This is a genomic window from Gardnerella sp. 30-4 (genome assembly GCF_001641215.1).
In the GTDB taxonomy this organism is placed as follows: Bacteria; Actinomycetota; Actinomycetes; order Actinomycetales; family Bifidobacteriaceae; genus Bifidobacterium; species Bifidobacterium leopoldii.
Genome location: NZ_LXJL01000058.1, coordinates 1 through 10112 on the forward strand (window position 1 = coordinate 1; position 10112 = coordinate 10112).

General features: G+C 39.9%; 6 protein-coding genes. 2 read left to right on the forward strand and 4 right to left on the reverse strand.

Annotated features, from left to right (window positions below; all coding sequences use genetic code 11):
• Nucleotides 1–15: 15 nt before the first annotated feature.
• The 4 genes from A5294_RS04385 to A5294_RS04400 form a co-directional block, all read right to left on the reverse strand.
• The gene (locus tag A5294_RS04385) at nucleotides 16–1191 is read right to left on the reverse strand and encodes a sugar MFS transporter (protein ID WP_004119453.1); all 1176 of its coding nucleotides are present in this window, start codon (nucleotides 1189–1191) and stop codon (nucleotides 16–18) included.
• 116 nt (nucleotides 1192–1307) lie between these two features.
• Nucleotides 1308–3689, reverse strand: a complete 2382-nt coding sequence (locus tag A5294_RS04390; protein WP_064340565.1) for a type IIA DNA topoisomerase subunit B — start codon at nucleotides 3687–3689, stop codon at nucleotides 1308–1310.
• Nucleotides 3690–3795: 106 nt separating this feature from the next.
• Complete coding sequence (locus tag A5294_RS04395; protein WP_050397237.1) at nucleotides 3796–5226, reverse strand: RNA polymerase sigma factor; 1431 nt, start codon at nucleotides 5224–5226, stop codon at nucleotides 3796–3798.
• Nucleotides 5227–5395: 169 nt separating this feature from the next.
• Nucleotides 5396–6262: a hypothetical protein gene (locus tag A5294_RS04400; protein WP_064340566.1), complete on the reverse strand. Its 867-nt coding sequence runs from the start codon at nucleotides 6260–6262 to the stop codon at nucleotides 5396–5398.
• A gap of 195 nt (nucleotides 6263–6457) precedes the next feature.
• Between A5294_RS04400 and A5294_RS04405 the strand changes: the two genes are divergently transcribed.
• Nucleotides 6458–7564 (forward strand): polyprenyl synthetase family protein, encoded by a 1107-nt coding sequence (locus A5294_RS04405; protein WP_064340567.1) that lies wholly within the window; start codon nucleotides 6458–6460, stop codon nucleotides 7562–7564.
• A 97-nt stretch (nucleotides 7565–7661) separates the two neighbouring features.
• Complete coding sequence (locus A5294_RS04410) at nucleotides 7662–10052, forward strand: Stk1 family PASTA domain-containing Ser/Thr kinase (RefSeq protein ID WP_064340568.1); 2391 nt, start codon at nucleotides 7662–7664, stop codon at nucleotides 10050–10052.
• The last annotated feature ends 60 nt before the right edge of the window (nucleotides 10053–10112 follow it).

Consider the following 10112-nt stretch of genomic DNA (forward strand, 5'->3'; position numbering starts at 1 on the left):
TATTATAAGAGATTATTATGCATAAACGCGCATCAGACGCACATGCATAAAAGTCATTACAGCGAGAAGAATAAGCAAATAAGCTGGAAGCAGCATCATGGAAACATTCTGTGCAACTATTCCAAAAATCGCAGGTATTACCATAGAGCCGATGTATGCGCTTGCCATTTGCATGCCAACAATTGCTTGAGACTTATCAGCACCAAAATAATGCGGAGTTGAATGAATGATGCATGGATAAACAGGAGCGCAACCAAGTCCAATAATAATGAATCCTGTAACAAGCTCAATATGATTCGGCAAAGGCAGCAGCAATACTAAAATGCCAACAAGCATTACGCATTGTCCAATACGAATCATGGTTGCATCGTTAAAACGCATAGTAAGAAATCCGCTTACAAAACGACCAACTGTAATGCCAACATAAAACAAGCTTGCCCAACCTGCTGCAACAATGCGGCTAACTCCTCCATGCAAAACCATGTAACTACTAGCCCACAATCCTGCAGTTTGCTCCAACGCACAATAGCAAAAGAACATAATAAGTATATTTTTAGCTCCTGGAATGCGCAAAATTCCCGCATAAGATACCTTTTCAAAAGATTTTGTTTTTGACTCAGCGATCTTATTCAATTCATTCTTTTTATTGTTTTTCCACAACGGCAAACTCATGAGCAGCACAAGTGTTAAAGCAATCTGCATAACGGCAATATACTGGTATCCAGCAGTCCATCTTTGACCGTGCGAAAGCGCAAAACCCATAACATAAGGACCTGCAGAAGCACCAATTCCCCACATGCAGTGAAGCCAGCTCATATGCCAACTCTCATAGTGTACTGCAACGTAGTTATTAAGAGCCGCATCCACTCCTCCAGCACCTAAACCGTAGGGTATAGCTAGAAAAATAAGCACAAGATAATTCGGAGCAAAAGAAAAACCTAGTAACGCTAAAGCTGTTAGAGCAACTGAAATAAGCGTAACTTTCCCAGGGCCAAATTTGCACGTAAGTTTGTTCGAAAGTAATGCAGAGATAATTGTTCCTGCAGAAATAACCATTGATATTCCGCCAGCCCAAGAAATTTGCGCACCAATATCGTGACTCATAGTAGGCCATGCAGCTCCAAGAAGAGCATCCGGCAAACCCAAACTGATGAAAGCAAGATAAATAACAGCAAGAAGAAGGTTAATCATAAAAATTCCCAAACATTAGTACTTCATATTTCTAACGCAAACACGCCTTCATAAAGCAATATAAAGGAATATAAATATACAAGGCGACATAAAGCAACGCAAACAACATGCCGACATCAGGTATCGATTTTGGAACGATCAAAGTCATCAGCGTTATCAACAATAAACTGCTTGCGCGGAGGAACATCATCACCCATCAGCAAATCGAATACTTCGCTCGCTTGCTGAGCATCTTCCATACGAATCCTTCGAAGCATACGGGTTCTAGGGTCCATAGTAGTGTCTGCAAGCTGATCCGCATCCATCTCGCCCAAGCCCTTATAGCGCTGAATATCGCTGTTAAAATCAATGCCCTTAGCTTGCAAATCATCAAGCTTTCCAGCCAATTCGTCGTCTGAGTAAGTATAAATATACTCACCCTTTCGCTTTCCAGCGAGCGCAATTCTGTGAAGAGGCGGCACTGCAGCATAAACATGACCGTGCTCAATAAGCGGACGCATATAACGATAGAACAGCGTCAGCAGCAAAATACGAATGTGCGCGCCGTCAACATCAGCATCAGTCATCATAACAATCTTGTTATAACGCGCTTGCGAAATATCAAAACTTGCGCCCGATCCCGCTCCAACAACCTGAATAATTGCAGCACACTCTTTGTTTGAAAGCATTTGTGCAAGACTTGCCTTTTGCACGTTCAAAATCTTACCGCGAATTGGAAGAAGCGCTTGGAAAGCAGAGTTCCTAGCAGCTTTTGCAGTGCCAAGTGCAGAATCACCCTCGACGATGAAAAGTTCTGCAACATCGTCGTTTCCAGGCTGGCAATCAGAAAGTTTTGGTGGCATTGAAGCAGACTCAAGCGCATTCTTTCTGCGCGTAACTTCCTTAGTTTTACGCGCCTGAACACGAGCATGCATTTCGGAAACGATTTTTTCCAAAACCCTAGCAGACTGCTCTTTGAATCCTCGCTTAGATCCAGTAATCATCTCACCAAATTGAGCATCAGTCATTTTAGTAACAATTGGCTTAACTTGTGCGGTTCCAAGAACATCCTTAGTTTGACCTTGGAATTGAGGCTCAGCAATGCGAACAGTTACGACTGCTACCAATCCTGCTGTAATGTCGTCTCGCTCAATTTTCGTATTCGAATCTTTAAGATTTACTTTTAATTTGCGTGCGTTGTCTTCAACAGCTTTACGAATTTGCTTGGTCAATCCTTGCAAGAATCCGTCAACGTGCATACCTCCGCCAGGAGTTTCAACAACGTTTACGAAACTAATAATCGTTGAATCGTAGCCGTTTACCCAACGCATTGCAATGTCAACGCCGCACTTACGCGTTACTTGTTGAGCATGTAAATCTCCTGCAGAATCAACAGCTTGCGTTTCTTCTACATATGTATCTTCGCCAGAAATACGCCAAATATCCGATACTGCTTCACCTTTTGAAAGAAAATCAACGAAATCTTTGACGCCACCATTATGCAAAAATTCAACTACTCGAGGATGATGCTTATTTTGCATTGAGTTAGCAGACTCAGCATTTGCAACAGATTGTGCAACTGATTCTTCAGATTCAGCATCTTCATTCGCGATATTTTCAGTCTCATCTTCAGAATCATCTTCATCTTCTAATGTTGTTTCAGATTCTAATTCTTCAAATTCAGGCACAGAGTCATCGCTATTATCAGACTGGTTTTCAAGAAGATTATCTTCTGCAGCATTATCTTCTATAACATTGTCTTCTGGAGAATCAATTTCTTCAATATTTGCAGATTCACCTTCAGGCACATGCTCGTCAATAACAGTAATTTTTAAGCCTGGAACCAGGAAACTTGTTTGACGCACGCGAGCAATAAGCTGCTCATAGCTGAAATGCGCAGTTGAGTTAAAAATTTCTGGATCCGCCCAGTAGCGTACACGAGTGCCGGTAGTTTTTGGCGAAACAGTGCCAATAATTTCAAGCTCAGTAGGCTTATTTTTTCGCGTGCGCTTAAACGGAGAAGCAGGAGATGGATGCTCTGGATCTGCATCACTATAAACTCCAGGATGTCCCTGATGGAACGCCATATGATGCGTTTTACCGTCTCTATCAACTTCGACATCCAAACGCAAACTCAAAGCGTTTACAACAGAAGAGCCAACGCCATGTAAACCGCCTGCAGCATTATAAGAAGCGTTGCCAAACTTTGCTCCAGCATGAAGCTTAGTTAAAACAACTTCAACGCCTGTAAGTTTTGTTTTAGGCTCAACGTCTACTGGAATACCACGACCGTTATCTGCAACTTCAATAGATCCATCGTCGTGAAGAGTAACAATAATATGATCGCAAGCTCCAGCTAAAGCTTCGTCAACTGCGTTGTCAATAATCTCCCAAAGGCAATGCATTAAACCTTGACTGTCTGTAGTGCCAATATACATGCCTGGACGCTTACGAACTGCGTCTAAGCCTTCAAGCACAGTCAAGCTATCAGCATCATATTGCTCTTTATGAGAGACCACTTCTACCCCTTGCACTTATTAAACGTACAACCGATTATTTTAAGCAATAAGTGTCGTACTATCGCAAAAGCAACAATACGACACTTTGTAATATAACTTCACACAATCACTGATCTAAGAAGTCACGCAAAGTTTGCGATCTAGAAGGATGACGCAGCTTAGACATTGTTTTAGACTCAATTTGACGAATACGTTCACGAGTAACACCATAAACGCGACCAATATCGTCTAAAGTCTTTGGTTGACCATCTTCCAAGCCATAGCGCATCTTAATAACTCCAGCCTCTCTAGGGGCCAAAGTTTCCAAAACTTGCCTAAACTGTTCTTGAAGAAGCGAGAATGCAACAGCATCAGACGGTGCGATTGCGTCAGTATCTTCAATCAAATCGCCAAACTCAGAATCGCCATCCTCACCCAAAGGAGTGTGCAAAGAAATCGGTTCACGACCGTACTTTTGTACTTCCTGAACCTTTTCTACTGGCATATCTAGTTCGCGAGCAAGCTCATCTGGTGTAGGTTCACGACCTAAATCTTGAAGCATTTGACGCTGAACCCTAGAAAGCTTATTAATAACTTCAACCATATGCACTGGAACTCGAATAGTACGAGCCTGATCTGCCATAGCACGAGTAATAGCCTGGCGAATCCACCAAGTTGCGTAAGTTGAGAACTTAAAGCCCTTCTTCCAGTCAAACTTTTCAACTGCACGAATCAAACCAAGGTTACCTTCCTGAATCAAATCAAGGAAAAGCATGCCTCTACCCGTATAACGCTTAGCAAGAGAAACAACAAGACGCAAGTTTGCTTCAAGAAGATGATCTTTAGCTTTCTTACCATCTGCTGCAGCCCACTTAAGCTCACGCTTACGCTTAAACTCCATTTGATCAATTTGAGTATCAAGCAAATGCTGAGCATACAATCCAGCTTCAATACGCTCTGACAAATCAACTTCTTGCTCAGCGTTAAGCAAGCTCACGCGACCTATCTGCTTTAAATAATCCTTAACAGGATCTGCAGTAGCGCCTGTAGCAATTACACGACGCTTAGGATTACCAGACGGAGTTAGATTATCATCATCGTCATCGTCTCGTACAACAAATGCGCCTTTTGCTTGTGGCACTTGCGGAGCATCATGCTTAATTTCGTCGTGATCATCAATTTCATCAAGATCTTCAGACTCTTCATCATCAAGATCATCTGCAACGTCAATATCGCTTAAATCGTCAACATCAGATATATCTTCTGGCTGGATATCGTCTAAATCATCAAGATTCAAATGTTCATCATCAACATCAAGATGTGGATCGTCATCTAAAGGATCGTCAATAGATAATTGATCTTGAGATTCAATATCTACGCTATCCTCAGTTTCGTCATGTTTAGCATCAGACGATACTGATTCAGTATCAATCTTGTTGTCTTCAGTTTTCTTTGAGCGAGAACTGCGTGTCTTGCTATCAGCTGACGAAGTTCGAGTACTGGTTTTACGCGCAGCGCTAGCCTTGCGAGTTTTTACAGGCTTAGTATCATCTTGCATTTCGTCGCTGTCGACCGTTGATCCAACTTCACTCGTCAAACTGTTCCTCCTGTATTATCCCCTTGTAACGCATATAGGCATAGTTCATGCAAGGGCAAGTTTTACCTTAAGTAGTAAACCATTTAAGCAAGACGATTATTCCCCAACTAATTTTTTGCGGCGTGGCGAATTATTCAATCCATGCTGGCTCAAGACCATTTTCGAATGCTCCACACACTATTTTTGCCATAGAACAATCAGGATCAATGCGCAATGCACAATCACAATAATACTTTACTTCTCCTAGCCTAAACCACCAGCTGATATAAGCTAATAAAGCGTAAACTTGCACAGATAATTTTGGAATGCTTTTAGTAATAATAGCCATAGATTTTAAAATTTTGCACGCGAAAATAGCTCTCTTTATATCAGGCTTATTATTTGTTTGAGTGAATTTTGCTTCTAAACAATGCCGCAAATTACGAGATACTTCAGAAGTGTGAGGACACCAAGCAAATTCCGACAAAGTTTTTTCGTCATACCATTCTTGATTTTCATCCAGAATAGAAATAAGCATTGCGTCACGAACATTAATATTATGCAACATTGCTATTGGCAGGTTTACTAGATCATATCCAAACATTTTTTCATCGTAAGCAAACATATTGTACCATCGCATAAGCGCTCTGCTTGCAATATCTCTAATGGCGTATTGCTTGCCATTTCGATCAACATTTTCTATAAAAGCTTCCGAAACTGCCGGAACCCAATATTCTAATCCTTTAATCCATTGCACACTATCACTACAGTTGTTGTAAATATATTCCTTAGAAAAAGTCATAAAAAAGCTGCACTCTTTGGAAGGATATATATTCCCATTAATATCTGAAATTTCTCTTCCAGCAAAACTTTCAAAATCTTCTGAACCTGCAAAATCTAAACAACCATTAAAAGAATTAGCGCTTTCACCATAAATTTGCATAAGACTTTGCATATCAAAGTCATCCATACAATTATGCGATATCTTTGTTTTCAAATCATCCTCTACAATTTCCATGCATACTCCCCCTCATTTTTTACATGATTTTTTATTTTGATAATCAAACTATGTAATAGCATTTTTTGATATATTGAAGTTTCTCAAGACATAAGTCAGCATTCAATAAAAAACTATTTCCGCGGTGAAAAGCTTATTAAACCATAATAATAACTGCGTTTTGTAATGTTCAGCCCTGTGGATAACTTTCATAATATGAGCACATTTATAGGCAACAATTACAGTCTTAACGATATTGAATCTAGAATTACTTTTTTAATTTCTCAGCAATTTAATACGGGACTAGAAGATAATCTTTCATCCACATGTGCGCAAACACTACAGCAAGTAATAAAGCAAGCTATTGTTTCAAGCGAAGGCGGAAAACGTCTTAGAGCTCTTCTTACGATTTCAGCATTTTACGCTGCATCAAAAGAAACCAATATTCAAAAAATCCATGAACAGTCTGTATTTGACATAGCTTGTGCTCTAGAAGTATTTCAAACAGCTGCATTAATTCATGATGATATTATTGACGAATCTTATTTGAGACGTGGAAAGCCTAGTGCGTATTGTGCATTAAGTAAAGCTTGCAATAATAAGCATATTGGCACAGGCTTAGGTTTAATGCTAGGAGATCTACTTGCCACAGAAAGTTTCGATATTGCAAGAAATTGTGCGAAGAATTTTACTTATGGCGAGGAATTGTTAGCAGCATTTGCGTCTATGCAAAGAAATGTTGGTATTGGTCAAGTATTGGATTTGTCTATAGAAATGATGCAACTAGATAATCCAATACAACTTGCGGAATCATCTTTGAATGTTTTTAGATGGAAAACAGCCAGTTACACTACTGTTGCTCCATTAACTCTCGGCTTTCTTGCAGCAAATATGCAACCAACTGAAGCATACAATCTTGCTAATTCTATTGGCAATTCGTTAGGCGTTGCTTTCCAGATTGCTGATGATTTGCTTGATATTGTTTCAGATAGCAAGATTACAGGTAAGCCTATTGGCGGTGATATTAGAGAAGGTAAGCGTGCAGTTCTTCTTGCAGATGCTTTGCAATACGGAAACGATAACGAAAGAGAAATACTATTAAAAGCTTATACGAGTAGTACTAGGAGTGAAGATGATGTAAATAAAATAATACAGATTTACCATACTTCTGGTGCTATTGAAAAATCAAAAAAGCGAATTGAGAATCTATGGAATGATTCACAACAAGCAATCGAATCAAGTACATTGAGCGATAGTGGAAAAACTATTTTGCATGAAATTAGCAAACGATTTATACCAGAAGCATGGCGTAATGTACAATAATATTTAGTAAATAACGCTCGAAATTAGCCTTCTTTACTATCTTGCTTGTACACTCGTAAGTAGCAAAAATGGTTTTACGCGTATAAGGATTGTGACAATGGATGAAGCTACGCAGGCGCAGCCAGGTATGCGCATTGAAAATCGCTATCGCATTGTGCGCAAAATAGCTCAGGGTGGCATGGCTACTGTGTATCAAGCAGAAGATGAACGCCTTGATAGACCTGTAGCAATTAAAATCATGCACACTCAACTTGCTCAAGGAGTGCATCGCCAGCAATTTATTGCTAGATTCCGCAGAGAAGCAACCTCTGCTGCAGCAATTGCCAATCCACATATTGTGCAAGTTTATGATACGGGCGAATATGATGGGCTTGATTATCTTGTGATGGAATATGTTCATGGCGTTAATTTGCGTTATGAAATGAATATGCAAGGCACATTCAGTGTGCGAGATACGCTGCGTTTACTTGCAGAAACTTTGGATGGTCTCGCTTCTGCACATAATGCTGGAGTTGTGCATAGAGATATTAAGCCGGAAAATATTTTAATTAACGATCGAGGTCATGTTCAGATTACTGATTTCGGTTTAGCTAGAGCAATTTCGCAAGCAACATTATCTTCTACAGGATTGCTTCTTGGCACAGCAGCTTATCTTGCTCCTGAACTTATTGAGCATAATCTTGCAACTCCTCAAGGTGATTTGTATTCAGCGGGCATGATGGCTTGGGAAATGCTTGCAGGAAGAGTGCCTTTTACTGCAGATAATCCTGTTACGCTTGTTTTCAAGCATGTGCATGAAAACACTCCTTCAATTGCTACAGCTTGCCCTGGAATTAGCGAAAAAGTTGCACAATTCATAGCAAACCTCACTGCTCGCGACATGAACGAACGACCTAAAGATGCAAGTGAAGCATTAGCAAAATTACGTGCACTTTCTACACAATTAAACCCTGAAGATTGGCAATACAAAGCAGAAGAACCACAAGAGTTTTCAGAAGAAACAGACTTTTCTCCTATTAATAATTTGCGTGTTCCCCCTGAAGCAAATTATTCGGACAAATTGAATCCTAATAATGACTCAGATGCTACACGAGCGATAAATACTTCAGGCTCTAATTTTTCTGCTAATTCCAACTCTTTATTGCAAAATGCTACAGACGAAACTGTTGCAATACCTAGAGATAATTCTGTAGGTGAACTCGATTCACGCACAAATAATGATCTACATAATCCTGAAGTCAATAATGTAGCAATAGACAATTCACTAGCGAAGTCCAACAGTGCTTTCGATGCGAATAATCTTCAAAAAACACAAGCTATGCAATGGCATGCTACTAATGCAGAAGATGTGTCATACAATTCGCAAGATAATCCTTTAGAAGAATTTGACGATAGCAATATGCCAACAATTGCTATTAGCTCTCGCAATTTTAACAACAAATTAAATGCAACAAAACCATTGGGCCTGTCATATACAGAAAAGGACTTAGGAAACAAGTCTAACCGCTCTTCTAAAAAGCGTGTTTTCATTATTGCAGGTTTAAGTACAGCTGGAGTATTAGCAATTGCTGCTATTGGTGGTTTTTGGTATTTCTTAGGTCCTGGCAGTTATTGGACGCTACCTAAGCCTGACGACCTTCAATGCAACAATTATGCATCTTGCAAAATAACTGATGTCAATTGGCAACGATATGAGCACACGCTTAAAGTTGCTGGAATTCCTTACACAGTTTCAAAAGATTATAGTGACGATGTGCCAGAAGGAAAAGTAGTTTCAACAAATCCTGATGTTGTCGGAAGCCATATTCAAAAGCACAATAATAGTGCTCTTAATGTTGTAATTTCGCGTGGAATTCGTAAGGCTACAATCCCGGACGATATTACAGATCCAAAGACTTACAATGGCAAAAATCCTTTGAAAACATTGCGTAAAGCAGGCTTTACTAACATTATTCACGATAAGTCAGGAGATACGTATTCTATAGATATACCAGCTGGCAGCTTAATTGATATTAACCCTAAACCTGGCACACGCATGAACCATAACGAAGAAGTAAGTATTTTACTTTCTAAGGGACCTAAGCCTGTACAAATGCCAGATATAGTTGGGAAAACAAAGAATGAAGCTGACTTAGCTTTGACTGACGCTAAGCTGGATGTAAAGTACGAAGAAGAAAATAGCGATACTGTAGCAAAGGGTAAGATTATCCGCGCTTCTGTTGAAGCTGGTTCTGACTTACATTGGGGCGATAGCGTTAAAGTTGTTGTTTCAAAAGGTCCAAAAACTGTTACATTGCCAAACGTTTGCGGAAAGAGCAGTGATGAAGCTAGAAGGATTATTGAAAGTCTAGGGCTTAAAGTTCGTGTTTCTGCTCCACTTGGTGATTTAATGCACGTAGTGCGCTTCCAATCCCCTGGAGCTGGAAGCGAAGTGCCATTGAAGGATTCTAGTGGAAATCCTTCTATTATTACTCTTACAGTAATATAAGCGTGTCTTAAGTATTATAAAAGCGGCGGAAGCTCAATAACTTTCGCCGCTTACATATTT